Here is a 25,544-nt window from a genome sequence, read left to right as displayed (position 1 = left end):
TCATGCGTATTGACGCTGTCAGAATCGGGAACGACCCGCCACGCGAAGTCAACGTCATCATCGAAGTGCCGGTCGGCGGCGAGCCGATCAAGTACGAGATGGACAAGGAAGCCGGCACGCTGATCGTCGACCGGTTTCTTTATACCGCCATGCGCTATCCCGGTAATTACGGCTTCATCCCGCACACGCTGTCCGACGATGGCGACCCTTGCGACGTCCTGATTGCGAACACCCGTGCCATCGTGCCCGGCGCGGTCATGAGCGCGCGTCCCGTGGGCGTGCTGTTCATGGAGGACGAGGCAGGCGGCGACGAAAAAATCATCGCGGTGCCCTCCTCAAAACTGACCCAGCGCTATGACCGGGTGAAGACCTACAGCGACCTGCCCGAGATCACGCTGGCCCAGATCCAGCATTTCTTTGAGCATTATAAGGATCTGGAGCGCGGCAAATGGGTCAAGGTGCTGCGCTGGGGCGGCCCCGAGGAAGCGCATAAGCTGATCCTCGAGGGCATCGAACGGGCGAAGAAGAAGTAAGATTTAGCACCGTCGTTACGGGGCGATGCGCAGCATCGAACTCTGATGTGCAATTGCACATCTGAGAATCTCGAGGTTCCCCATGCGCAATTGCGCATCTGAGGTTCGCCCGCTTCGCGAGCGCCCCGGAACGACGAGCCGCAAATCCTCACACGGCCGGTTTCGGCAGCCCCGCGATCGCACAAGCCGCGCGCAGCGTGTTCACCAGCAGGCACGCCACCGTCATCTGTCCGACGCCGCCGGGCACCGGCGTGATTGCTCCGGCTACCTCTGCGACTTCCTTGAATGCGACGTCTCCGACCAGCCGCATTTTGCCGCCTTCCGCAGGCAAGCGGTTGATGCCGACGTCGATCACAGTCGCCCCCGGCCTGATCCAGTCGCCGCGGACTATTTCGGGCCTGCCGACCGCGGCATAAACCAGGTCGGCTTGCGCACAGAGCCTTGGCAGGTCGCGCGAACGCGAATGCGCGATCGTCACGGTGGCGTTTTCGTTCAGCAGCAATTGCAACAGCGGCCGCCCCACCAAATTGGAGCGGCCGATGACGATGGCGTTCATGCCCTCGAGCGAGGCGTGCACAGTCTTGCTCAGGATGATGCAGCCGAGCGGCGTGCAGGGCGCAAGCGCGGTAAAGCCGCCGGCGAGCCGTCCGGCGTTATTCGGATGCAGCCCGTCGACGTCCTTGGCGGGATCGATGGCGTTGATGATGGTCTCGGCGTGGAGGGCTTTGGGCAGCGGCAATTGCACGAGGATGCCATGTACGGCCGGATCGCGGTTGAGCTTGCCGATCAGCGCCAGCAGCTCGTCCTGGCTGACATCGGCCGGCAGCTTATGCTCGAACGAGGCCATGCCGGCCGCTTGCATCTCCCTGTGCTTGCTGCGGACATAGACCTCGCTGGCCGGATCGTTGCCGACCAAGACGACCGCGAGCCCGGGCAGGAGGCCATGGTCGCGCTTGACCCGCGCGACTTCGCCGGCGACGCGGGCGCGAAGATCGGCGGCAATGGCTTTTCCATCGATGATGCGAGCTGTCATGCTGCTCCTTCCATCACTTGTCCTTTTCCAGCGTCAACGCGCGCAAGGCCTCGCCGAGCTTGGCCGGATCGCCGTCGACCGCAACCTGCTTGAGCCGCGAGGTCGCGCCGGACAGCAACCGCACCCTGGCCTTGGGCACGCCGAGCGCCCTAGCCAAGAGCTCCATCACGGCGCGGTTGGCCTCGCCGCCATCGGCGACGGCACGAACCCGCACTTTCACCACGCTGCGGCCGTCCGCCAGCGTCTCGACGCCGTCAATGCCGTCGCGGCCGCCGCGCGGCGTCACCCGAAGCGCAACGGTGATACCATCATTCGAATAGCGCCAAGGATTCATAGAGGGATCCATGGCAGGATCCATCAAGCATCCGCCCAGCTAGCGGATCAGAACACCGCCGGATAGATGTAATACGTAATCACCCGCTCGATGAACATGATGATCAGGATCAGGATGATCGGCGAAATATCGAGGCCGCCCAGATTGGGCAGGATATTGCGGATCGGAGCCAGCAGCGGCTCGGTGATTCGATAGAGGAACTCGGCGACTGCCGCGACGAACTGGTTGCGCGTATTCACCACGTTGAAAGCGACCAGCCAGGACAGGATCGCGGATGCGATCAAGAGCCAGATATAGAGATCGAGGACGATGAGAACGATGTCGAGAACGGCTCGCATGGGGAAAGGGCTCGGGGGCTTGGGGCTGCGGTCGCGGGGATAACCTCTGCTAGATATCGGTTCCCCACCGCCCAAACAAGGGAACTTCCCGCCCAAAGCCGCGTGAAAAGGTCCGACCTCGCGGTTCTCGACCTCGCGATTGACTTCAGAATTGACTTGGCAATGGCGCCGACTTAAATGGCGCGATCGTCGGGCGTCCCTATATATTTCCAGACAGACGTCCACTGGACGGGGCCATAGCTCAGCTGGGAGAGCGCATCGTTCGCAATGATGAGGTCGGCGGTTCGATCCCGCCTGGCTCCACCACGCTTCGCCTTCGGCTACGCGTGGCGCAGCCCGCGCAGCCGAAGGTGAAGCGTGCCCGGCGTAGCCCGCAGGGCGAAGACGGGCTCTATCAATAGTTCCTCCAGCACACGCCTGCCCCCCTACTCCGCTGCCTGCGCCAGCACCGTGACCGGCTCACGCGCCAGCCACTCCTGCATGAAATGCGCAAGCCACGCACGCTCGGCGGCATCATATACCGCGCGATCGGCGAAGTGATGATGGCGGGGGCGGGCGCCCGGTGCATCCATCCGCTCGCAGCCACGCGTGGTCCAGCGATGCATCATGGCGTAGGTCACGTCGGGATGAAATTGCACGCCAAAACAATTGTCGTAGCGAATCGCCTGCACCGGGAAATCGTCGCCTTCGGCGAGCAGCTCGGCGCCATAAGGAAGCTCAAAGCCCTCGCGATGCCAGTGATAGACCTGATCCGGCCAATCCGGGCAGAGAAGACGTCCGGCATCGGTCGGGCGGATCGGGTAATAGCCGATTTGCGTCCGGCCTTGCGGATGCGGCGCAACCCGCGCGCCGAGATGCTTGGCGAGCATCTGCGCGCCGAGACAAATCCCCAGGAACGGCCGCTGCTCGCGCAAGGGGACGCCGATCCAGTCGATCTCGGCACGGATGTAATCGTCGCCGTCATTGGCGCTCATCGGCCCGCCGAAAATCGCGGCACCGGCATGTTCGTCCAGCGTTTCCGGCAAAGCATCGCCAAAACGCGGCCGCCTGATGTCCAGCCGATGCCCAAGCGCGCGCAGCGCGTTGCCGACCCGGCCGGGCGTCGACGTTTCCTGATGCAGGACGATGAGCACCGGGAGCTTTGGCCCGGCCGCCAGGGTCGCTTTGGCCGTCGCCCTTCCCGCGGGGAAGGGCAGCACGTCTCGACCATGAAGATGCTTCGACCGGTTGGACATAGTTCTGGTGCTCAGCGGGAAAGCATAGCTAAGCAATTGTTAATTTCGGGTGAGCGCTCTCATACGCAAAGCAAATGGCGGGCCAGAGCCAGTGTCGCACCGCCATCCCCGCGCAAACGGCCACGCCGCTTGTCGCTGGAGGTGCTCGCGAAAGCGAGCCTCGAAGAGTGAACGGCCTGCTGCGAGAGCCGCGGCCGTCGCCCTTCGAGACGGCCGGTTCGCGGCTTCTTCAGGGTGACGGTCAGCGCTTGGAGCGTTTCGATGAGACACGACCGAAGTGTTAGCGCTTCTGCGTCTGGAAACGCCCGACCGCAGCGAGGATGAACCCGCGCGGAAACAGGCGCAGCAGTGGCGGCACAAGCTTGATGCCCAATCCAGGCAGGACGGCGCGCTTGTTCGCCATCAGCCCGCGATAGGCCTGTTCGGCGACCTCCCGCGGCGGAACGTCCAAAATGGCAGAATCGAAGCCGGGCTCGAAGCCGGCGCGCGTTTGAAATTCCGTGCGCACCGGACCGGGACAGAGCACGGTGACCCGCACGCCATATGGCTCCAGCTCCTTGCGCAATGCCTCGGTGAACGAGATCACATAAGCCTTGGAGGCGTAGTACACCGCCATTCCCGGCCCCGGCAGGAAGCCGGCGATCGAGCCGACGTTGAGCAGGCCACCGCGGTTTTTGATCAGGGTTTTGGCAAAACGCGCGCACAGATCGGTCAGCGCACGGATATTGACGTCGACGATGCCGAGCTGGCCCTCGCGATCGAGCTCAACGCACGTCCCGAACAGGCCGAAGCCGGCATTGTTAACGAGATATTCCACTTCGACATCGGCGGCAGCCAGCGCCGCTTCGATCGTGCCGCCGGCATCCCTGGCTTCGAGGTCGCACGCGATCACGATGGGCGCGGGCTTGCCTTGCGCCTTGAGTTCATCAGCCAGTGCGGAAAGCCGGTCCACCCTCCGCGCCACCAGGGCAACGCGGTGCCCATTGCCTGCGAAAACGCGCGCCAGTTCGGTGCCTATGCCTGCCGAGGCACCCGTAATCAGCGTCACACGTTCGGTCACGATCCAATGGCCTTAAATTCAACTGCGGGGGTTTCGTCGGGAACGCCGGGACGAGAGCATAGGGTTGCGGGGCGATGCAAGCCGTCCGCGAGCATGGCGCCGTGCGCAAAAATCGAGCTCCCGCTGAACGAGCACTGGATTTGCCGGGGGTTGCCGCGTCAGGGGAGGAACAATCGGCCCCTACATTAAAGTTTCTTCATGTCGGCAGCGCCGGATTTGTGGCGTAGCGTGGCAGATCGCCGCCGCGACTTCAGGCACCCGCTGCGGCCTGCCGCCTGGCGGCGACACGATGCTTGAGCTCGAGCCGGTCGCGCGAGGAGACGGCGAGCAGGTCGGCCGCGCGCCAGACCACATTGTCCTCGAACTCGCTGACCTCGCCGTCGACATAGACGAGTTCCCACATCATCTCCACGATGCGTAGCCGCCCCTCCTCATTGACCTCACGCATGATGACGCTGGTGAAATGATAGAGGTCCACCGCCTCGCCCTCGACCAGGGTCGCGGAGCGGATCAACTGGTCGGCAGCGCCGGGATCGAGACCGAACCGGTTTTCGATCAGGCTGTGCAGCTTGCGTTTCTCGAGCTCGGAAGGGTCGCCGTCGAGCGAGATCACGTGGATCAGCAGCGCCGTGGCGGCGAGCTGATATCCATTGTCGTCAAAGGCGCGATTCCCTTGCGGGGAAACAACGTCGGCAATGAATTGGCGCAATCCGTCCAGCATCGATTCCTACCGCAATCGTTCAACTCTCCGCCGGGATGGCGGCTCCTCCCCGACTATATGAGTGGAAATATAAGCCCGCACAATCCGCAAAAATCCGCCAGCGACATTACGTTTCGGCAATGCCGCTGTCTCTTTCGCGTCATTTCGGGGCGATGCGCCAGCATCGAACTCCGATGTGCAATTGCAGATCTGGGAATCTCGAGATTCCGGGTTCGATCCCTTGGATCGCCCGGAATGACGGCGCCTGGAATTACGGTATTTCGTACACCACCATCTTGTCCGCGATGCCGCGCAGCGCCGCGTGCTTCTGTATCGGCGTGATCGCCTGCTTCTGCAGGATCGAGACCACGGCCGGCGTGTCGATCACCGGCGCGGTCACGTGGATCTCGCGCGAGGTCGACAGGCTCTGCACCCGCGATGCGATGTTGACGGTCTGACCAAAATAATCCTGCCGCTCGTTGAGCATCACCGCCAGGCACGAGCCCTCGTGGATCCCAATCTTGAGAAGAAGATCGTTGCTGCCACGCTGTTCGTTGAGCTCGTCCATCGCCGCGCGCATGCGCAAGCCCGCAATCAGCGCGTGTTCGGGACGGACAAAGGTCGCCATCACGGCATCGCCGATGGTCTTGACCACCGCGCCCTTCTCGGAGGCGATGATCTCCAGCAGCGCGCGGAAATGCGCCCGCACGAGGTCAAAGGCCGCGAGATCGCCGACCCGCTCATAGAGTGCCGTCGAGCCCTTGAGATCAGTAAACAAGAAGGTCAGCGAAGTGATCTTCAGCCGCTGGTCGACATTGAGATTGTCGGCCTTGAAGACATCGCGGAACGTCTGATTCGACAGCATCCGCTTCGCTGTGAGAAATGGCCTGCGCTTGCCGAGCAGCTCATGCAACGCATCGCCGGCGATGAAGACGGAGGGCAGCACCCGCACGCCGGCCTGATTGTCGACCGACAATCGCAGCGGGCCAGGCCGCATGGTCATCGAGCCCGTCGGCGGATGCAGCTTGTTGTAGACGAGCCCGAACTGCTGGCGCTCTTTGGTCGGCTCGCCCTGGACGTCGATGAAGTGGGCGGAATGCGTTACCGGCTCGAACAGGATGATGAATTGCTGTGGAAGCTGCAGCGACATCACGGCCTTCTCGCCTGCGGGCAATTCCAGCGCTTCGAGCGTCACTTCATCGGTGAGCGAAGAAAAATTCGCGGTATTGAGATCGATGCCGGAGCTCCAGAACACCTGCCTGTAGTAGTCCCACAAAGGCAGCGAGTTCGGGTCGTGCGCGGCGATCCGCCTGACCCTGGGGCTGACGGTGAAGGCCACCTCGACCTGCTCGTCGACGGACGGCTCGTAGCCGCAGGCGCACAGACCGCAATGATAGTCATCGGGACGCAGCGATTTCAGCGTGTCGTGCGCACCGAGAACACCGCCGCAGCCGGGGCACAGCACGTTCCAGCTCAGGTCAAACAGCCCGAGTCTGGACGCATGCAGGAAGCCGGATATCACTTTTTCTTCGTCGAGCGAGGTGCGTCTGGAAAAATCCAGCACGTTGATGCGATTGAGCTCGGCATCCGCGCCGGTCGCAATCAACTGACCGATCGCATCGGCGACGGCCGGGTCGGCGGTCTGTTTCAAAACCGAAATCTGGGCGGCAATGTCGCTCATGCGTAAGCCTAAATGGGATTGTGGAGAGCTCGAAACAATCCCCCTTCACTATCTTGGCGTGATGACAAACAACGGCGAGTGGTCCGGTTGGGTCGTGACCACGCCGACCGGCATCACTGGCGTCGTATCCTGCAACCCGACCCGAAATGCGGCGATCAGTTTGGCCAGCGCCAGCGTCGCCTCCACGAGAGCGAAATGCGCACCGATACAGACCCTTGGGCCAGCGCCAAACGGCAGATAGGCAAAACGGTCGGGCGGCGGTGAGGGCGGCATGAAACGCTGCGGGATGAATGCTGCCGGCTGCCGCCATATCTTTTCGTGGCGGTGCAGCAGCCAGGGCGCGATCATGATGACGTCGCCTTTGCGCACCGGCAGTCCCACGACCGTATCGGGCGCGGTTGCCGCCCGCGCGATCAAGAACGCCGGCGGATAGAGGCGCAGGCTTTCGTCGATCACCGCGCGGGTGAATTTCAACCGATCGAGGTCAAGCGCGCCATTTACGGCAACACTGCTGACCTCTTCCGCCACCTCGTCCTGCGTCGCGGGATCGAGCGCGAGCAGATACAATGACCAGAACAGCGTGAGCGCGGTGGTCTCGTGCCCGGCGAGGATCATGGTTGCGACCTCGTCGCCGAGCTGCTCCTCGGAAAAGCGTAAGGCCGTCTCGGGATCGCGCGCCTCGCCCATCAGGTCGAACAGATCGCGCGGCGGCGCGCCGTCATTCTTGCCGGCCGCGCGCCGTTCCGCCATCAGCTTCGCGATGAAGGCGGTCCAACGCTTGCGGAAACGGGCGCGGGCGAAATCCAGCGGGGTCGGCCAGGACAGCGGCAGCACCATGTCGAGGAAATGCGGCCGCGCCAGCTTGTTCGCATATTCCATGACAAAGTCGCGCAAGGTCGCGTTGTGCCGGCCCATCTCGAAGGAGAACATGGTGCGACCGGCGATCTCGAGCGTCATGCGCTGCATCACTTCGCGCAACTCAAGCGGCGCCCCGGCCTTGGCTTTCAGTTCCGCGACGGTTGCGTCGATCACCGCCAGCATATGCGACACGAGGGTGGCAACCGCGCGCGGCGTGAACGCCGGCGCCAGCGTGCGGCGCTGATGCTTCCAGGCGCGCCCCTCGGCAATCAGCACGCCGTTGCCGAGCATCGGGCGCAGCACGCGGATGCCGGCCGGCGTTCTCGAATAGTTTTCGTAATTGTCGACCAGCACGTGCCGGATCGCATCAGGCGTATTGAGGATGAAGCTGCTGCGGCCGAAGAATCTGCCCTGGACCACGTCCTCTTGATAGGCGCGCGGTCCCCAGGTGGAGATCGCGTTCTTGCGCATCCTGCTGATGCGGCCGATGGCCGACAGATGATCCGGCGCCAGCGGCGGGCTAGGCGGCACCAGCGGGGCTCGGGTGACGGGCGTGTCGTAGGCTTCAGCGATGCTCACGGGGCCTCCGGTCGGGGATCACAGAGACACTAGAGAGCTAGTTAGTCGGTTCAAAGGCCGCAATCGACGCCAGCGGGTCGAGCGCACCGTCGCGCCGGGCCAAAGCCGCGCGCCCGTCGTCGGATCCAGCCTTCACCTCCAGCCTGTTAGCCGGCATCTCCAGTCCAAATCGCTCACCTTGACCTGGACAGGGACAAGTTTTCCCGGGCATCACAAGCGCTCAAGAATCAGGCATAGCAGGCCCGACGGAACCCGCGATGACCGAGATGCCAAAAACCCAGATGCTCAGCGGCGACGGCATCACCGCGCCGCTTCGCTATGCCACCTTCCGGCGCATCTGGCTTGCGAGCCTGCTCTCCAATCTCGGCATCCTGATCCAGGGCGTCGGTGCCGCCTGGGCGATGACCCAGATGACCGCCTCGGCCGACAAGGTCGCGCTGGTACAGACCGCCTTGATGCTGCCGGTGATGCTGATCTCGATGCCGGCCGGCGCGATTGCGGACATGCATGACCGCCGCATCGTCGCGCTGGTCTCGCTCGCGATCGCGCTCACCGGCGCCACCGCGCTGACAGTGCTGGCTTGGCTCGGCTTGATCACGCCGAACTTGCTGCTGGCGCTGTGCTTCGTTGTCGGCAGCGGCATGGCGCTGATGGGACCGGCCTGGCAGTCCTCGGTCAGCGAACAGGTGCCGCCGGAGGCGCTGCCGTCAGCGGTCGCCCTGAACGGCATCAGCTACAACATCGCGCGCAGCATGGGTCCGGCGATCGGCGGCATCGTGGTGGCAAGCCTGGGTGCCGTGGCGGCCTTTGCGCTCAACGCCCTGCTCTATCTGCCGTTGATCGCGGCGCTGTTCCTTTGGAGGCGGGTCGCCGAACCGTCACGCCTGCCGCGTGAAAGATTCAGCCGCGCGATCGTATCCGGCGTGCGCTACATCACCAATTCGCCCTCGATCAAGATCGTGCTGATGCGCACCATGGTGACCGGCGTCATCGGCGGCGCCATCCTGGCACTGATGCCACTGGTGACCCGCGATCTCCTGCAGGGCGGCGCGCAGACCTACGGCATCATGCTGGGCGCCTTTGGCCTCGGCGCGGTGATCGGTGCGCTCAACATCGGCGAGGTGCGCAAGCGGCTGAGCGGCGAGGCCGCGATCCGCGCCTGCACGTTGTCGATGGGCGGGTCGATCGCGGCGGTGGCGCTCAGCCATCAGCCGGTGCTGACGGCGGCAGCGCTGGTGGTCGCGGGCGCGGTGTGGATGATGGCGGTGGCGCTGTTCAATATCGGTGTGCAGCTCTCCGCCCCGCGCTGGGTGGCCGGGCGTTCGCTCGCGGCCTACCAGGCTGCGATCTCGGGCGGCATCGCGATCGGAAGCTGGGGATGGGGCCGCCTCACCGATGCCGCGGGCGTCGAGATCGCGCTGCTGGTCTCGGCCGGCCTGATGCTGGCCTCGCCCCTGCTCGGCCTGTGGCTGCGCATGCCACGCATCGGCGCGCGCGGCGAGGACGCCGAGGTGCTCGCCGATCCCGAGGTACGGCTCGCGCTTACCGGCCGCAGCGGACCCTTGGTGGTCGAAATCGAATATCGCATCGCCCAGGACAATGCGCGGGCGTTCCATAACGTGATGCAGGACGTGCAACTATCCCGCCAGCGCAACGGCGCCTATGGCTGGTCGCTCGCGCGCGACATCGCCGATCCCGAATTGTGGACCGAGCGCTATCATTGCCCGACCTGGCTCGACTACCTGCGCCAGCGCAACCGCGCGACGCAGTCGGAGCGCGCGCTGCATCAGCAGGCGATGGCCTTCCACATCGGCCCCGATCCGGTGCGCATCCGCCGCATGCTGGAGCGGCCGTTCGGCTCGGTGCGCTGGAAGGACGAGACGCCCGACCGTGCCGCCAACGACGTGCTGCCGGTGATCGCGAGCGCCGCAGGAAGCAGCACGTAGTTCCCTGCACCGCTATCAGTACTTGCACCGTCATTCCGGGGCGCGACGACGTCGCGAACCCGGCAATCCAGAGCTTGTTGCGCGAGATTCCGGGTTCGGTGCTTGCGCACCGCCGCGGAATGACGCTTCGCGTCACTGCCCGTGTTCGGCCATCACCTTCTCGCAGGCCCGGCTGATGCGCTGACGGTTTTGCTGCAGGCAGGCCAGCACCGCCTGGTCGCCGTCGTTCATATGGGCGCGGCAAAAGCGCGCAACGTCACGTGCGCAGGCGTCATGTTCATGCGCGCTCTGCGCCAGAGCCTCGGAAGCAATCAAAGCAAACGGAATCAAACAAAGAAACCTGGTCATGGGTCACGCCTTTCAGGCCAAGCATGCGGCAAGGGTTCTAAAGCATGATCGGGAAAAAAGGCCAGCACCAAGCCGGCCTTTTCGAAGCGGGCGCGAGAACGCCGCGATCAGTTCGTATCCCCTTGGCAACCGCCTCGAGGGTGGCTGCGTTGTTGCGGTGGCCGCGACCATGCACCGAGCCGCCGGCTTCACTGAGGACTGTCGCGCGCTGACAGGCAACTGTGACATCCATCAGGAAAGCCGCCTCGCATCGAATTCCTTCACCAAATGGATTCGTGTTGGTGTCGCGTTAACACTTTCTTCGCATTAATGGGACCGCGCGAAGGCCGCGTTCCCCTTGATTGCGTATTGGAAACAGTGACATGCGTAGTGCGTTAGCCCTGATGCTGGGCAGTGTTGTGGTGGCGGCCGTGATCGCCGGCGCCTGGTTCTTGATTGCCGCGCCCCATACCAACGCCGCGCCCCAGACCGTGGCGGCCCATGAGGCGCCGGCGCTGCCGGCCAATCCGCCAGCCAAGCTCGCGGCCAAGGACGATGTCGAGGTCACAGGCGCGCTGGCGCCAAAGCCTGCCACCCCTTCCGCCCCGGCCTCGGCGGCCGCGCCGGCGCTCGCGGCCGCGCCCGTGCCGCAGAAGGCCTGCGCCAATCCGGACGCGCTGGGGGTTTCCCGCGTGGTCGAGGTAGACACCACGGGCGGCCCGGGCTTCGGCTTCGAGCATTTCAAGCAGTTCGATTTCCTGGCCGACAAGGAGGTCGTGCTGACCTTCGATGACGGGCCCTGGCCGAACAACACGCCCGCGGTTTTGAAGGCGCTCGACGACGAATGCACCAAGGCGGTGTTCTTCTCGATCGGCAAGCATGCGACCTATCATCCGGAGATTCTCCGGCAGGTTTTGGCCGCCGGCCACGCCGTCGGCGCGCACACCTGGTCGCACGCCAATCTGAACGGCAAGAAGATGACCGAGCAGATGGCCAGGGACGAAATCGAGAAGGGCTTCAGCGCCGTGAAATGGGCGCTGGGCACCGATCCCGCGCCGTTCTTCCGCTTCCCCGAGCTGCAGCACAATCCGGCGATGGTCGCCTATCTCGGCACCCGCAACGTCGCGATGTTCTCCTGCGATCTCGACTCCTTCGATTACAAGCGCGACGCCACGGCCGAGAAGGTCGTGAACAATGTGATGACCAAGCTGGCCAAGCTCGGCAAAGGCATCATCCTGATGCACGACTTCCAGAAGCATACTGCCGAAGCGCTGCCCGAACTGCTGAAGCAGCTCAAGGCCGGCGGTTACAAGGTCGTGCAGATGAAGGCCAAGACCACCTTCCAGACGCTGCCCGAATATGAGGAGGCGTTTGCGAAGGAGATCAAGGCACCCACCGCGAGCACGCGCCCGGTGTCGAGCGTGGTGCAGACGGTCTCGAAGCAGTAATCGACGTCACGCCGTTCATGATCGCAGCATGTCATTCCGGGGCGCCTCGAAGAGGCGAACCCGGAATTGCGACGGAGTATGTCGCAGGGTCGGCGCAAAATAAGAGCGCTCACCAATAATCCCGTCGCGATGGAGCTCGTCGATCACGCGTGCTTCGACGGATTCCTGGCGGCGCTTCTCCGATCTTCACCGAGGGAGCTCTCAAAGCGACCGATCATTCCGCCCGGCGAAGAATCTCCACCCCTTCGACGGACCCCACCGGCGAATAAGGCTTGAGAAGCTGCGATAGCTCGGCATCGGCCCGCGCCCAGTCCCCCCATCCATCGCGCAGATCGTCGATCAGAACGATATCGGGCGGCAGTTTCTTAAAATCCTCGATCAGCCATTTGCGTTCCAGCGCCAGATAGTCGTTCAGCCTGGCGTCCGTCGCCGCATCGACTAACGACCGCTCGCGCTTGAGCCGCACAAATCCGCGGATCCACAGGTTCTCCTGGCGCGAGACCCAGATGCCGCCGATGTCGCGCACCAAGGGATGTCCGATCGCCGCTTCGTGGCTCAAAACTAATGTCCGGGGATGCGGCTTGAGGCCAGCAACCGCTTCCTTGATCGGCCCAACATAGATCGTGGTATCGAACCACGTGGTGCCAATCAGGAATGTCGCGGCCAAGATCGGCGCGGAGGCCATGGCTAAGCGGCGCGGGCCACTCTCGACGATCAACGCGTAATTCATTGCGAGCATCGCGAGCGCGACCATCGGATAGGAATGGTAGGGCCAGCCGCGCTGCTGCAGGACGAACGAGACCATGAAACCGGTCGAGGCAAGGAGCGCGGCGAGCAACAGCGCGTCGGGCGGTCGTCGTCGCAGCGCGGTCGCTACCCAGGCGATGGCGAAGATTAGCGTTGCATTGTTCAGCAGCACGGCGGAGCCTGGCATCGACCAGGACAAGTAGACGTCGCGGACCAACGGATAGATGATGGTGAAATACTCGGGATAGAGCGCGTAGGTGCCGACACTGACGGCCGACACGAGCACGCCTGCGATGATGTTTTCAGGCGAAAACAACGTAAGCCATGAGCGCGACCGTATGGCGGTCCATGTGATGCAGAGCACCGCCGGCACCGCAAAATAGGGTTTGAACGCGAGCGTGATCGCTGCCCCTACGCCCGCAATCAGGATCGCCCAAATCGGCAGCGGCGCGCGCTCGGTGCGCAGCGCATAGGCGGCGAGCGCCGGCAGGAATGTGAGGGTCGCGATGTGCTCACGCTGCCCAAAGACATACATGGGCAGGATCGTCAAAACGGCCGCAGCCCAGACCGCGAACAGGCGCCATCTTGCCTGAGCCAGTGCTGGCGACAGCCGCAGGATCCGCCACACCGCGAACATGGACGCCGCCGCTAGCAGCAAAACCTGCGCATCGATCACATGTCTCGGATCGATCCCGAGAAGGCGCGCCAGCGCAACGCCCGGCAAATAGGCAAAGGCGGCCATCGGCGGGTTGACCTCGATGATATCGCGGTAGAGCCGCTGGCCATCCAGCATGCGTTCGGCGACCACGAGCAGCCAGCTCACATCGGTGTTGAGCGGGACGAGTTGCCGCATCACGATCGCGGCGGCGAATACCAGCCCGACCAGAAACCATGGCATCAGCCCACGTCGTTCCCGATCGGCCGGATAGGCCGGCGCCGGACGCGCAACGGCATCGACATCCGCGGTCATGGGGATGGAGGCGCTTTGTAAGACATCACCGCCCGACACTAACGGACGAGTCTTAACGCGCCACTTGCGGATGGAACGTGTGGGCCATCAGTACCGCAGCAATGGTGCCGCAAGAGGGGCTCGAACCCCCGACCCCGTCATTACGAATGACGTGCTCTACCAGCTGAGCTATTGCGGCGATTTCTTTGCGCGAGCAGACCCGGACAACGCGTGCGCACCTGATATCGGCGAAGCGGCGAGTTGGCAAGGACAACAGGCCGGGGTGGTCCAAAAGTTACCCGCCGAGGCGCGACCAAAACCCCCGCCAGCCTCCGGCCTGCGCCGGAGGCGCGCCGATTTGTTCCGAAAACTCGTCCGTTCGGGGCTCGTCCTCGACCCCGGGATCATCGGGCGGGCGGACAAGAGGGATCACGGGCGGTATCACCGTCCCTGGCTGCTTGCCGAGATCGGCGCGCGAACGGAACAAGGGCGCTGCCGCGGCAGTGGCCGATTCGGCCTGCGGTGCAGGGCCCGGTTTGGGCGGATCGACCGCCATCGGCATCGTTTCGGCCGGGGTTTCCCCGATCTTGGAGGCCGACGGCGCGTCGGACGGCGGCGCATTGTCCTTGACTGCCTGATTTTGGACTGCCTGATTTTGGACCGCGTGATTCTGGGCCGGCTGGTCCGCAAGAGCCCCGTCCTGCACCGGCGCTCCGGGTGCTGGGGCTGTGGGCGTCGCTACCGTTTCCCGCGGCGGCCCGGCGGAAGTTTGGGAGGTTGCGGGCTGCTCCCGCCGCGGCGATGGCGCCGCCAGCATCGCATCCTCGAAGGGCGAGGATTCGATGGTATGGCCCCGGTCCGAGGGCAGGCTGGCGACGGGGGTCTGCCACTGGAACGCGTCCAGCCGGCCAGTTACCGGCGACACCGGCCGCCAGCGATCGCTGACATAACCGTCCGCAGTCCAGGCCGGATCATGGCGTGCGCGCACCGCGCGCAAGGTCCAGGCACGCGCCTTGCCGCTGTCGGCATGCTCGGTGCGCTCGATTTCCGCCATCAGGAGCGCCACCCGCTGCGTCGGATCGGCCGTAAACGGCGCCAGGGCGGCGCGCGCTTTGGCGAATTCGGACGCATCGATCGCCGCGCGCGCGATCGCCAGCGCGCCCTCGATATGGCCGGGAGTCTTGGCGGCGAGCGTCTCGACCCGCACCAGCCGCTGCCGCGCCGAATCCCCCAGCCGCACATGCGCATAGGCGTCGGCGAGATCGGGATGCGGCTGCGCGAGCCAGGCCGTTTCCACCGTGCGCATCGCGCGCCGCACCTGGTGCGCCTCACTCTCGAATTTGGCGGCCAGCGCGGCCGCCGACACCAGCGTCGGCGCCAGCTTCACCGCCTCCATCACGCTTTCTCGCGCACGATCGCGATCGGTTTTCTCGAGCTCCAGCGCACGCGCCGTGAGCAGCACGCCACGCTGGCGGCGATAGGTCGGCTTGTCGATCAGGCCGGAAGCCAGATTGTTGTCGAGGATTTTCAGCGCGCCGCTCCAGTCACCCCTGGCGCAGCGGAAGCCGAGCACGGCATGCGAGGCCCAGGTCGATGACGGGGCAAGCTTGAGCGCCTCTTCCGCCAGCATCACCGCCTGGTGCAGATCATCGGCGCGCTGCGCCTCGATGAACAGGCCGCGCAGGCCAAGCAGCCGCGTATCATCGCGCTCGGCCATGGCGCGGAAGGCAAGGTTGGCGCCCTCACGATCACCCTCGAGTTGCGCCGCTTGCGCGTGCAAGAGCAGCGCCAGCGGATCGTTGCCGATCAGCCGGCGCGCCACGGCAGCATGGTTACGCGCTGCCGCCGCATCGCCATGGCCGATCGCGAGCAGGCCATGGGTGACGGCATGCCGCCCGCGCGCATGGCGCCGCTCGCGGCGATGACGCCGGATCCGCTCCGGCGTCCGCCATAAGCCGAGAAAAACACTCCAGGCAATCACCGCGGCAGCGGCAACGATGCCGAGCAGAAGCGCAAACACCGGCAGCGTTGCCGTGATCTTATAAGTACCCCAGGAGAGCACGACCTCGCCGGTCTGGTCGGCGACCCAGGCCGCGCCCGCGGCAGCGAGCGCGATAGCGAGCAGAAACAGGACGATGCGGATCATGAAAACTCTATTGTCCCGATTTGGCGAGCACCGCCATCGCCGAATCGGCGAATTGACGAGAGGCGGCGAGCGCGGCATCGCGCGCATCGACCTTGTCGAGCCAGGCTTGCGCGGGCGCGCGATCGGCCGGCGACAGCGTATTCAATTCCCGCCGCGCCTCGGCGAAATCATTGCGCAACGCCGCCGCCGTCACGCGCGCCACCACCGCACCGCGGTCGTTGCCGCTGCCGTCGGTACGTTCGATCTTGACCAATTTGGCTGCGCCCGCCTGCAGCCGATCGATGATGCCTGCACCGGACGCGGCGGCCGCCTGCGGCGCCGGCTGCAGTTTTGGCACCAGCGCCAGCAGCTCGCGGCTCAGCATCGGCGGATTCGGTACGCCGGTTGCGGCAAAGGGCTCCAGCGGCTTGAGTTCATCCGGGTTCGGCGCCAGGGTTTTGGCCGTTGCCAGTGCGGATGAATAGGGATCGCCATGGCGCACCGCAACGTCGAGCAGCGATGCCGCCACGACGCGCCGCAGCGGCAGATCGTCGGCGGCTTTGCTCTCGGCGATCTTTCCGTTTTGCTGCGCGATCGCGGCGCCCTCCGCGCGAACGGCGCGCTCGAGCTCCGCAATGCGATTGTCGAGGGGCGACAGATCGACATTGCCTGCGGCATCGCGCGGCGCCGAATTCAACTCATTGACGGCAGCGGCAAGCTTGTCCGATTGCGTGCGCAGATTGGCGAGCTCGCCGCGTAAGGATGCAATCGACTTATCAAGCGCGTCGGTGCGCGCGGCAAGCGCGGGATCGGTGCTAGGCTTGCCGACCTTGGCCTCGAGACTTGTAACCCTTGCCGAGAGCGCATCGACATCGGAGGCGCTGATTTGCGGCGGGGCCTGCACGGCCGGCCAGCCGAGCATCCAGCCGACGGCGATCACCAGCGCCGCGGCAACCGCGCCGGAAAACGGCGCGATCACCCAAGGTGAGATCGGACGCGCGTTCGACGTCGCCGACGCGGCCGGCTCGCCCTGCTCCGGGGCAGAGGACTGTTCCGCCGCGGACCCTACCTTCGGCTCCTTGTCGGCTTCGGGTTCCGTCGAGGCCGCATCGGCTTCCGGCGTGGGTGCCGTGGTGACTTCCGTGGCCTCGAGATCGATGGTTGGCGGAGCACGCCGTGCGCGGCCGGTGTCGGCCTGCGATGGAGCATCCTGTTGACTGTCATCGGCCATCGCTACGTTCCCGGATTTGATGAGCAGGTTTACCAGATTCGGCCCGCTCTTTACGCCAATCGGGAGCGCAAAGCACGGTCTAACGCCTCGAACAAGGCATTTTCGTTCGGCGAAGCCGCCACCGATACCTGCCGGGCGCCGGCCTCACGCAGCGCGGCCGCAACATTGCCGGAAATGCAGCATTGTGGCACGGAAAGTGCCGAAATCTCGATTCCCTCGGCCCGCACCGCCTCCAGGAAGGCGGCGGCGGTGCGCTGGGAATAATGCAGGACGGCCTGCACCTCGTTTGCTGCGAAAGCTTCGCAGACCTCGCGCGGCAAGGTGGAGAGCGCAACCATCCGGTAGGTCGTCTGCGTGACCACATCAAGGCCATGCTCGCGCAGCTCTCCCGCGAGATCGCGCGAAATATCGGCGCCGGCGAGATAAAGCAGCTTGCTTCTTTCCTGCAGCTCCTTCGCCCGCACGCTTTGAAGCAGACGCTCACGCAAAGCCGCCGCATCGCCGGATGCCGAGACCACCTTGGCAAACCCCAGCTCGCGCGCAGTTGATCCGGTATGGTCGCCGATCGCGAACAGCGGCAGCTCAGTCAGACGCGATTCCGCAAGCTGCGCCGCGATCGCGCGCAGCGCATTGGATGACGTGGCGATCACGGCATCGTAACGCACGCGCGGATCGTGCACAAAGGCAACCGGCTCGAACCGCAGCATCGGCGCCAGCAACACGTCAACGCCCCGCGCGCGCAACCGTGCCGCGCTGGCTTCATTATCAGGACGCGGACGCGTGAGCAGAACGGCCATGCCTAAACCTTTGCCAGAACCGGCACCCTCGAGCGTCATCTTGAGGTGCTAGCGATAGCGAGCCTCGAAGGATGCACGCCCCGCTGCGGCCTCCGGGCTGTTGCCTTTCGAGACGGACGCGGAAGCCGTCTCCTCAGGGTGACCGGTGATAGTTGGGAGCGCGCTTCGCTCCAAACCGACCATCTTTGGCCCCAACCGGACGATTGCACCTTATGACCGGGGAATGCTACCCGATTGTTACGAAAACGCGAGCGCAGAGCATGATCCGAAAAAGCGGGTACCGGTTTTTCGAAAAGATCATGCTCAAATAGACCAGAGGTTTTTGGATTGGATCACGACGAGCCGATGCTGGTCTTGGGGATCGAGACCACCTGTGACGAGACCGCCGCTGCTGTCATCGCGCGCCAGAGCGATGGCGACGGCAGGATTCTGTCCAACATCGTGCGCTCACAAATCGAGGAGCACGCGCGCTTCGGCGGCGTGGTGCCGGAGATTGCCGCGCGCGCCCATGTCGATCTGCTCGACGGCATCATCGCGCGCGCCATGCAGGAGGCGGACACGCGCTTCGATCAATTGTCAGCGGTGGCCGCCGCCGCCGGCCCCGGCCTGATCGGCGGCGTCATCGTCGGCCTGACCACGGCCAAAGCGATCGCGATGGTGCATAACACCCCGCTGATCGCGGTGAACCATCTTGAAGCGCATGCGCTGACCCCGCGGCTTACCAGCGGCCTCGCCTTTCCCTACTGCCTGTTCCTCGCCTCCGGCGGCCATACGCAAATCGTTGCGGTGGTGGGCGTCGGCAACTATGTGCGGCTCGGCACCACGGTCGACGATGCCATTGGCGAAGCGTTCGACAAGGTCGCAAAGATGCTGGGCCTTCCCTATCCTGGTGGCCCCGAGGTCGAGCGCGCCGCAAAGAACGGCGATTCCGGACGCTTCGCTTTTCCAAGGCCGATGCTTGGCCGCGCGGACGCGAACTTCTCGCTGTCAGGCCTGAAGACTGCCGTGCGCAACGAGGCGAGCCGGCTAGCGGAGGTCACGCCGCAGGACATCAATGATCTCTGCGCGAGCTTTCAGGCCGCCGTGCTGGAATCTACCGCGGACCGCCTGAGCGTCGGCCTGAAATTGTTCCAGCAACGTTTCGGCCCGCCGCGCGCGCTGGTCGCGGCTGGCGGCGTTGCTGCCAACCAGGCGATCCGCGGCTGCTTGCAGGATGTCGCGGCAAAAGCCCAGACCACGCTGATCATTCCGCCGCCTGCGCTATGCACCGACAATGGCGCGATGATCGCCTGGGCCGGCGCCGAACGCCTCGCGCTCGGCCTCACCGACACGATGGACGCCCCGCCCCGCGCCCGCTGGCTCTTGGACGCCAACGCCAAGGCGCCTGCGGGATATGCGAATACACGCGCGGGATTTTGATGATGCACACGGGATCCTGCCGCATGCGCCTCTTCACCTCNCCCCGCCGCAACCGGGGGTTACCCCGGTCGCGGCGGGGAGAGGGAGCATAGGAGGCCGGCGCATGGCCTCATTCACCTCCGTCGCAATCATTGGCGCCGGCGCATGGGGCACAGCGCTCGCTTGTGTCGCCGTGCGGGCGGGGCGCAACGTCACGCTCTACGCGCGCGACAGGGCGCATGCCGCGGAAATCGCAGCCGCCCGCGAAAATCCGCGGCTGCCCGGCGTCTTGCTGCCGGCTGAAATCGCCGTCACCAACGATCTCGCCGCCGTCTCCCGCGCCGATATAATCCTGATCGCGACGCCCGCACAGCATCTGCGGGGCGCCGTGACGGAGCTGGCACCTCTTGTCCGCGCGACAACGCCGGTGATCGCCTGTGCCAAGGGCATCGAGCACGGCACCCATCAATTCATGACCGAGGTGATCGCGGCCGTCGCGCCCCATGCGTTGCCTGCGATTCTCTCGGGGCCGAGTTTCGCCGACGATGTTGCACGCGGCCTTCCGACTGCGGTGACATTGGCGGCGAAAGACGAAACACTCGCCCGTGCGCTGGTGCAGGCGCTGGGCTCGCCGACCTTCCGGCCCTATCACACCACCGACGTGCGCGGGGTCGAGATCGGCGGCGCCGCCAAGAACGTGCTGGCCATTGCCGCCGGCATCGTGGTCGGCCGGCAGCTCGGCGCGTCCGCGCAGGCAGCGCTGACCACGCGTGGTTTTTCCGAGCTCGCCCGCTTGGGGCGCGCGCTCGGTGCGCGGCGCGAGACGCTGGTCGGCCTCTCCGGTCTGGGTGATCTGATCCTGACGTGCTCGAGCCCGCAATCGCGCAATTTTGGCCGCGGCGTTGCGCTCGGCCGCGGCGAACAGCCGCCTCCCGGCAAGCTCGCCGAAGGCGAGTTCACTGCGCCGGTGCTGGTCGAGCTGGCCGCTTCGCAAAACATCGATATGCCGGTATCAAGGGCGGTGGCGGCGATCCTGGGCGGACAGATCACCATCGACGCCGCAATCGAAGGTCTGCTGACGCGCCCCTTCAAGGCGGAGGAATAATTTCACCCGTCATGCCCGCGCTTGTCGCGGGCGTCCACGTCTTGCTAATTGAACGAAAGAAGACGTGGATGGCCGGGACGGTGCCCGGCCATGACGAACGGATGGTGTTTGCGATGAACTACTGGCTGGTGAAATCCGAACCATCGACCTGGTCGTGGGACCAGCAGGTCGCCAAGGGCGCCAAAGGCGAAGCCTGGACGGGCGTGCGCAATTTCACCGCACGGCAGAACCTCGTGAACATGAAGAAGGGCGACAAAGCCTTCTTCTATCATTCGAACGAGGGCAAGGAGATCGTCGGCATCGCCGAGGTCATCAAGGAAGCCTATCCCGATCCCACCGACAAGAGCGGCAAATTCGTCTGCGTCGACATCAAGGCCGAAAAGCCGCTGCCCAAGCCTGTGAGCATTAGCGCCATCAAGGCCGAGAAGAAGCTCGCGGACATGGCGCTGGTGAAATATTCGCGCCTGTCCGTGCAGCCGGTGACAGCGGACGAGTGGAAGCTGGTGTGCAAGATGGGCGGGCTGTAGCGGAAGCCTTTAGTTCGGCTTAACCAGACCAACCCGGGGCGCAGCGGGAACTTGCGCGTCTCGTCATGGACTTGCAACCGTTGATCGCTATTGATGGATCGAGTAACGTCACGACTGGATCGGCGCAATTATACCCGTCAATTTCGCGCAATAGACCATGCAATTCAAAGAGGATGGCTCGGAACATCCCGGTCTCTTCGATAAGCGCGCGGGCCATTCCGGCACCAGGCCGCTGCCGATGCTCGCCGTCCTCACCGGAGCTGTCATGTTGGGAGCCGCAGGCGGCTGGCTTATCAATGCAGGGGACGAGCCGACCGTGCCTCACGTGGCAGCGGTTTCGCCAGAGGATGTTCCGCAAGCAATAGCGACCCTCAGTCCGCAAGCCCAGCAGGTCGCAAAATCAGATTCCAGAGGATGCCGGCTTCCGATGGGCTTCATCACCGTCGCCACGCCCGGCAATCCGGCCGGCGGTACGGTCAGCTTCCGCACCAGCAAATATCAATCGCCGCAGTTTCACGTCAGCGAGACGCCGGAACAGATTGCCATCCCAAACCCGCTGCCGGAAACCGGCGGTGTCGATTTGCTGTCGGCTGACGGCATAGCAAAAGGTCTCCGGGTGTCGCTGTCGCCCACCGCAAGAATGGAGCCGGTCAACGGGACGGCCACAGTCAAGGTGATTTGGCGGCCGCGCCCATCATGCAAAGAGTGAGCACTTCGTGCAGACCTTTCTCACACCACGTTTCATCCTGACGTTCATTTTCATCGGCGTCGCGTCGGCTGCGATCAGTATGCTGCTGTTCAATCCGCAGCTCGGATTTGTGGGTTGGATTGCCAATCTGTTCACGGCGATGACACCATTGAAATTTTTTGGCGTAGTGGCGACCTTGCTGACTGCTGCGGGCGTCAGCTACGTGGCGACGCGCATTGGCGATGATCCTGTCGGCGCAGGGCTCGTGCCGGTTGGTAGCGGCTACACCTACGGGCGGCGGCTCTCGACCGATCCGGCGACCGGCACGACCAGTTTGGTGTCGCGCACCGCAGACGATGCGCTGAACGACCTCGAAGCCATGATCGGGCTCGGCAATGTCAAAGCCGAGATCAACAAGCTGTTAGCGAGCCTGGAAGTGGAGCGCCGGCGACGCGAGCAGGGGCTGCCTGTATTCGCGACCAGCAGGCACATGGTCTTCACCGGCCCACCGGGCGTCGGCAAAACGGTGGTGGCGCGCGCGATCGGCGACATCTATCGTTCGTTGGGCGTGCTGCGCAAAGGCCACTTGATCGAGGCCGACAGAAGCCAGCTCGTCGCCGGCTATGTCGGGCAGACCGCACTGAAGACGCTGGACGTCTGCCGCTCGGCGCTCGACGGCATTTTGTTCATCGATGAAGCCTACAGCCTCGCTTCGTCCGATCGACCCGGCGACTTCGGGCGCGAGGCGATCGAGACCATTCTCAAGTATATGGAAGATCATCGCGACCGCGTGGTGGTGATCGTGGCCGGGTATCCGGTGGAGATGCATCGCTTCATCGCCAGCAATCCCGGCCTTGCTAGCCGGTTCACCAAAACCATCGACTTCCCTCCCTACCAGCCGCCAGAGCTCTGTGAAATCTTCCGCGCGATGGCCGCCGAGCAACAATATCTGTTGCCGCTTGGCTTCGAGGCCAAGCTGACGCCATGGATCGAAGCGCAACGGAACGATCCGCAGTGGGGCAATGCCAGGTCGATGCGAACCCTGCTGGAAAAGGTGCGCGAGAACCACGCGCTGCGCACCTCGCAAGACCCGAATGCCAACGTCGCCGAAGTCGAGCTGGTGGACATAGAATCCGCCATCCGGGACAGCTAGGCCATGCGCTCGTTGGCAAATATCGCCGCATTGCACGGCGCCTATTGGAGTTTCGACCGGTGGTACCGCATCGCGTGGTACGTCTGGCCGGCTTCGCTGGCGCTTCTGATCTGCGGCTGGATCGTTGTCGAGAAGCCTGCCGCGGGAACGGCATCCGCGCCAGGCGGCTGGGCAAAGCCTGTTCCGACAGCCACGCCGTTGCCGGTGCGGCGGTCGCCGGTCCTCGCCAATTGGCCGAAGGAGCTTCATGACGATGTGACCACCTGCTTCTCCAACGGCGCCGATCTCAATCCATTGGTCGAAGCCTGCACGCGCCTGATCGAGAGCGGCAAGGTCGCCAGCCCTCAGCTCGCCGCAGCCTACAATCAGCGCGGCTTCATTCAGCGGCTGAAGCAGCCGGATCGCGCGTTGCAGGATTTTGATGCGGCTTTGAAGATCCAGCCGAACTATGCCTTTGCTCTCGTCAACCGCGCCTTCATCTATATGATGCGGAGCCGGTTCGATTCGGCAATTGAAGACTTGAACCGGGCAATTGATCTATTGGCACCGGGGCTCGCTGCCCGCGCGCACTATCTGCGCGGGTTCAGCTACGCCAGGCTCAAGAACTACGACAAGGCGATTGCCGACCTTGACGAAGCCCAGCGGGTCGAACCGAACAATCCCGATCCCTACCTCGCGCGCGCCGATGTCGAACAGCTCCAGCAGCACTATGACGCAGCGCTGCGCGATTTCGATGAGTTCAGCAAACACGCGCCGCGCGATCCGCGCGGCCTGATCGGACGTGCAGCGATCCTGGAGGCGACCGGCCGTCCGCAGGAGGCATTGGCCGCGCTCGATAGCGCGGTGAGCCTCGATCCCGCCAATACTCGCGCGCTCGCTGCCCGCGACCGCCTGCGCGCGCAACAGAGCGCGCCGGAGCGGCCCCAGTGAGCGGGCTCGCGTTGTCATGCGCAATTTCTCGGCGGCACTAAGTGTAGCGGTTGACGGTTTTGCTCGCCACACATGCGGGCCGACCCGGCTCAATCCTCAGGAACGGTGAAGACGGCGCACGGCGATGCTATCCCGCGCAGGCCATGCGTTCCCAGCGCAATCAGCGGCATTTCGGATTGTACGGCGAGCGCGCCTGACACAAGGATCGTTTTCTGAAGCGGCCGGCACAAGCCTTCCAGGCGACTGACCAGATTGACCGCCGCCCCGATCGCAGTGAAGTCCAGCCGATCGGCCGCGCCGATATTGCCCCAAAAAATCTCGCCCACGTGCAAAGCGACGCCGAACGGCAGGGGCGCCAGTCCCTGCTTGTCCCGCTCTTTGTCGAGATGCACCATGCCCGTTCGCGCCGCGGACGCCGCGCGTAGCGCCGCATCGCAGGCAGCCCGCGGCGAGCCGCCGACGACAGGGAAGATTGCGAGCACGCCGTCGCCGATGAATTTCAGCACTTCGCCGCCGAACGCGTGAACCGCGCCGGCGATGCGATCGAACCAGGCGTTGAGCGCTGCGATGACCTCGGACGGCGGATGGCTCTCCGAGAGCGCGGTGAACCCGCGCAGGTCGGCAAACAGCAGCGCGGCCTGAATGGTCTCGCCGACGTCGCGCCGCAAAGGCGCAACCAGCACCCGCGCGGCACTGCGCCGACCGAGATAGGCATCGAGGGCCGCTCTCAGCGTGTCGCGCGCTGCGAGAACCGCAAGCGGCGCCGCGGCGAAGCGGGCAACCTGCCGCAATTGGTCGGTCTCCACAGGCGTGAACGGACGCGGACCGATCCAGCCGAGCAAAGGCCCGTCCGACGGACCGATGCGATCCTCATGCACGCTGCCGGCCGCCAGGCCAGCGAGCCAGCGCCGGCCGGCATCGTCGGATGGACCTGCTTGCGGGGCGGGCAGCGGTCCTGCCGGCGCGAAGCCTAGCGCCTCGACCACCTCGCCACTCGCGGCACGCCATAACCAAGTGCGGCGGGCGATGAGCGGGTGCGGAACCATGAGCGTCAGTGCGCCACCGGTGAGCGGCAAGCCGTCAGCGACCAGCCGCGTGCCGAGTTCCGCAAGCAGCCGGTCCGCGCCCGCGGCCTCACAGGCGGCATCGACGAGCCAAGACGAGGTCGCGGAAAGCTGCATGGCACCATCATGGGGTTGGCGCCCCATCCTTGTCACGAGCTATCGCCATGATCATGTGTTGCCTGGCCATGTCTTGCCTGTTCGCGCCGCTCGGAAATTGAGGAGATGTCGATGACCGAACCGCCTGTCGTCCGACGCGAGGTGCAGATCGCCGCCCCGCCTGCCACCGTATTCGCTTTTCTGACCGATCCGGAAAAGATCTTGAGCTGGATGGGCAGCGAGGCGGAAACCGAGGCGCATCCGGGCGGGCTCTACCTCGTCAAAGGCTGCGGTCAGCGCGGCAAGACGGCTCGTGGTGCATTCCGGGAGGTCGTGCCGGTCCATCGCCTCGCCTATAGCTTCGGCTGGGAGGGGAGCGAAGAGGTGCCGCCCGGATCGAGCCTAATCGAGATCGACCTTGTCGACCGTGACGGCGGCACACTGCTGCGCATGACCCATAGCGGTCTTCCAGACGAAGCGCAGTGCGCCGCCCACGCGAGAGGTTGGGCGCATTACCTCGGCCGGCTCTCCATTGCCGCCGCTGGCGGCGATCCCGGCATCGATCATGGCGCCGGGTCGGGGTGACTATTCGAGCTCTTCATCGTGGAAGCCGTGACGGCAGAGGAATGTAAGCTCGTCTGCAAGATGTGTGGGCCTGGCGG

Annotated in this window: 25 protein-coding genes and 2 tRNA genes; 12 read left to right on the top strand and 15 right to left on the bottom strand. The window is 64.6% G+C overall.

Going from position 1 to position 25,544, the window contains the following annotated elements:
* Window positions 1–2: 2 nt before the first annotated feature.
* Window positions 3–533 carry an inorganic diphosphatase gene (ppa, locus tag F758_RS0129030; RefSeq protein ID WP_024511183.1) on the top strand — a complete coding sequence of 177 codons (531 nt, stop codon included), beginning with the start codon at window positions 3–5 and terminating at the stop codon, window positions 531–533.
* Between the two features lie 148 nt (window positions 534–681).
* Here the strand turns inward: ppa and folD are convergent, their stop codons facing one another.
* From folD to F758_RS0129015, 3 genes are read right to left on the bottom strand one after another with little or no spacing between them, the layout of a single operon-like run.
* Window positions 682–1,566 carry a bifunctional methylenetetrahydrofolate dehydrogenase/methenyltetrahydrofolate cyclohydrolase FolD gene (gene folD, locus F758_RS0129025; RefSeq protein WP_024511182.1) on the bottom strand — a complete coding sequence of 295 codons (885 nt, stop codon included), beginning with the start codon at window positions 1,564–1,566 and terminating at the stop codon, window positions 682–684.
* 13 nt (window positions 1,567–1,579) lie between these two features.
* Window positions 1,580–1,900: a DUF167 domain-containing protein gene (locus F758_RS0129020; protein WP_024511181.1), complete on the bottom strand. Its 321-nt coding sequence runs from the start codon at window positions 1,898–1,900 to the stop codon at window positions 1,580–1,582.
* 47 nt (window positions 1,901–1,947) lie between these two features.
* On the bottom strand, window positions 1,948–2,238 hold the full coding sequence (locus tag F758_RS0129015; RefSeq protein ID WP_024511180.1) for a YggT family protein: 291 nt from the start codon (window positions 2,236–2,238) through the stop codon (window positions 1,948–1,950).
* Between the two features lie 230 nt (window positions 2,239–2,468).
* On the opposite strand from F758_RS0129015, the gene F758_RS0129010 reads away from it, so the two are divergent.
* Window positions 2,469–2,544, top strand: a tRNA-Ala gene (locus tag F758_RS0129010).
* A gap of 119 nt (window positions 2,545–2,663) precedes the next feature.
* Here F758_RS0129010 and F758_RS0129005 read toward each other — a convergent pair.
* The 5 genes from F758_RS0129005 to F758_RS0128985 form a co-directional block, all read right to left on the bottom strand.
* Complete coding sequence (locus F758_RS0129005; RefSeq protein ID WP_024511179.1) at window positions 2,664–3,473, bottom strand: glutamine amidotransferase; 810 nt, start codon at window positions 3,471–3,473, stop codon at window positions 2,664–2,666.
* A 280-nt stretch (window positions 3,474–3,753) separates the two neighbouring features.
* On the bottom strand, window positions 3,754–4,533 hold the full coding sequence (locus F758_RS0129000; RefSeq protein ID WP_024511178.1) for an SDR family NAD(P)-dependent oxidoreductase: 780 nt from the start codon (window positions 4,531–4,533) through the stop codon (window positions 3,754–3,756).
* 250 nt (window positions 4,534–4,783) lie between these two features.
* Window positions 4,784–5,254, bottom strand: a complete 471-nt coding sequence (locus F758_RS0128995) for a tellurite resistance TerB family protein (RefSeq protein ID WP_024511177.1) — start codon at window positions 5,252–5,254, stop codon at window positions 4,784–4,786.
* Window positions 5,255–5,504: 250 nt separating this feature from the next.
* Complete coding sequence (locus F758_RS0128990; RefSeq protein ID WP_024511176.1) at window positions 5,505–6,914, bottom strand: adenylate/guanylate cyclase domain-containing protein; 1,410 nt, start codon at window positions 6,912–6,914, stop codon at window positions 5,505–5,507.
* Between the two features lie 48 nt (window positions 6,915–6,962).
* Window positions 6,963–8,351, bottom strand: coding sequence for a cytochrome P450 (locus F758_RS0128985; RefSeq protein ID WP_024511175.1), 1,389 nt, complete (start codon window positions 8,349–8,351; stop codon window positions 6,963–6,965).
* A gap of 257 nt (window positions 8,352–8,608) precedes the next feature.
* Between F758_RS0128985 and F758_RS0128975 the strand changes: the two genes are divergently transcribed.
* Window positions 8,609–10,297 carry an MFS transporter gene (locus F758_RS0128975; RefSeq protein ID WP_024511174.1) on the top strand — a complete coding sequence of 563 codons (1,689 nt, stop codon included), beginning with the start codon at window positions 8,609–8,611 and terminating at the stop codon, window positions 10,295–10,297.
* A gap of 132 nt (window positions 10,298–10,429) precedes the next feature.
* On the opposite strand, the gene F758_RS0128970 is transcribed toward F758_RS0128975, so the two are convergent.
* Window positions 10,430–10,645, bottom strand: a complete 216-nt coding sequence (locus F758_RS0128970; RefSeq protein ID WP_024511173.1) for a hypothetical protein — start codon at window positions 10,643–10,645, stop codon at window positions 10,430–10,432.
* Here F758_RS0128970 and F758_RS49880 point away from each other — a divergent pair.
* Together F758_RS49880 and F758_RS0128960 are read left to right on the top strand one after the other, a co-directional pair.
* Window positions 10,644–10,955, top strand: a complete 312-nt coding sequence (locus tag F758_RS49880) for a hypothetical protein (protein ID WP_157450193.1) — start codon at window positions 10,644–10,646, stop codon at window positions 10,953–10,955. The genes F758_RS0128970 and F758_RS49880 overlap by 2 nt on opposite strands.
* Window positions 10,956–11,007: 52 nt before the next feature.
* The gene (locus F758_RS0128960; protein ID WP_024511171.1) at window positions 11,008–12,072 is read left to right on the top strand and encodes a polysaccharide deacetylase family protein; all 1,065 of its coding nucleotides are present in this window, start codon (window positions 11,008–11,010) and stop codon (window positions 12,070–12,072) included.
* 214 nt (window positions 12,073–12,286) lie between these two features.
* Here F758_RS0128960 and F758_RS0128955 read toward each other — a convergent pair whose 3' ends face one another.
* The 5 genes from F758_RS0128955 to F758_RS0128935 form a co-directional block, all read right to left on the bottom strand.
* Window positions 12,287–13,789, bottom strand: a complete 1,503-nt coding sequence (locus tag F758_RS0128955; RefSeq protein ID WP_024511170.1) for a hypothetical protein — start codon at window positions 13,787–13,789, stop codon at window positions 12,287–12,289.
* Window positions 13,790–13,891: 102 nt separating this feature from the next.
* Window positions 13,892–13,967: transfer RNA gene (locus F758_RS0128950), tRNA-Thr, on the bottom strand.
* 96 nt (window positions 13,968–14,063) lie between these two features.
* A complete protein-coding gene (locus F758_RS0128945) occupies window positions 14,064–15,914 on the bottom strand; it encodes a heme biosynthesis protein HemY (RefSeq protein WP_024511169.1) in 1,851 nt (616 codons plus the stop codon).
* Between the two features lie 7 nt (window positions 15,915–15,921).
* Entirely contained in the window at window positions 15,922–17,124 is a 1,203-nt protein-coding gene (locus tag F758_RS0128940) for a COG4223 family protein (RefSeq protein ID WP_024511168.1), read from the bottom strand.
* A gap of 50 nt (window positions 17,125–17,174) precedes the next feature.
* Entirely contained in the window at window positions 17,175–17,921 is a 747-nt protein-coding gene (locus F758_RS0128935; protein WP_024511167.1) for a uroporphyrinogen-III synthase, read from the bottom strand.
* A gap of 345 nt (window positions 17,922–18,266) precedes the next feature.
* Between F758_RS0128935 and tsaD the strand changes: the two genes are divergently transcribed.
* The 6 genes from tsaD (at window position 18,267) to F758_RS0128900 (ending at window position 23,722) form a co-directional block, all read left to right on the top strand.
* Window positions 18,267–19,340, top strand: coding sequence for a tRNA (adenosine(37)-N6)-threonylcarbamoyltransferase complex transferase subunit TsaD (tsaD, locus tag F758_RS0128925; RefSeq protein ID WP_024511166.1), 1,074 nt, complete (start codon window positions 18,267–18,269; stop codon window positions 19,338–19,340).
* 103 nt (window positions 19,341–19,443) lie between these two features.
* Window positions 19,444–20,424, top strand: a complete 981-nt coding sequence (locus F758_RS0128920) for an NAD(P)H-dependent glycerol-3-phosphate dehydrogenase (protein WP_024511165.1) — start codon at window positions 19,444–19,446, stop codon at window positions 20,422–20,424.
* A gap of 113 nt (window positions 20,425–20,537) precedes the next feature.
* The gene (locus F758_RS0128915; protein WP_024511164.1) at window positions 20,538–20,951 is read left to right on the top strand and encodes an EVE domain-containing protein; all 414 of its coding nucleotides are present in this window, start codon (window positions 20,538–20,540) and stop codon (window positions 20,949–20,951) included.
* A 427-nt stretch (window positions 20,952–21,378) separates the two neighbouring features.
* Window positions 21,379–21,660, top strand: a complete 282-nt coding sequence (locus F758_RS49875; protein WP_157450192.1) for a hypothetical protein — start codon at window positions 21,379–21,381, stop codon at window positions 21,658–21,660.
* Between the two features lie 7 nt (window positions 21,661–21,667).
* Window positions 21,668–22,792 carry an AAA family ATPase gene (locus F758_RS44705; protein ID WP_024511162.1) on the top strand — a complete coding sequence of 375 codons (1,125 nt, stop codon included), beginning with the start codon at window positions 21,668–21,670 and terminating at the stop codon, window positions 22,790–22,792.
* A gap of 3 nt (window positions 22,793–22,795) precedes the next feature.
* Window positions 22,796–23,722 (top strand): tetratricopeptide repeat protein, encoded by a 927-nt coding sequence (locus tag F758_RS0128900; protein WP_024511161.1) that lies wholly within the window; start codon window positions 22,796–22,798, stop codon window positions 23,720–23,722.
* A gap of 89 nt (window positions 23,723–23,811) precedes the next feature.
* Here F758_RS0128900 and F758_RS0128895 read toward each other — a convergent pair whose 3' ends face one another.
* Window positions 23,812–24,903 carry an adenylate/guanylate cyclase domain-containing protein gene (locus tag F758_RS0128895; protein ID WP_024511160.1) on the bottom strand — a complete coding sequence of 364 codons (1,092 nt, stop codon included), beginning with the start codon at window positions 24,901–24,903 and terminating at the stop codon, window positions 23,812–23,814.
* A 111-nt stretch (window positions 24,904–25,014) separates the two neighbouring features.
* On the opposite strand from F758_RS0128895, the gene F758_RS0128890 reads away from it, so the two are divergent.
* Window positions 25,015–25,467: an SRPBCC family protein gene (locus F758_RS0128890; RefSeq protein ID WP_024511159.1), complete on the top strand. Its 453-nt coding sequence runs from the start codon at window positions 25,015–25,017 to the stop codon at window positions 25,465–25,467.
* The last annotated feature ends 77 nt before the right edge of the window (window positions 25,468–25,544 follow it).

It is taken from the genome of Bradyrhizobium sp. ARR65 (genome assembly GCF_000472385.1).
Taxonomy (GTDB): domain Bacteria; phylum Pseudomonadota; class Alphaproteobacteria; order Rhizobiales; family Xanthobacteraceae; genus Bradyrhizobium.
Note: the sequence above shows the minus strand (reverse complement) of the source record. Positions and strands in the feature narration are given on the sequence as shown.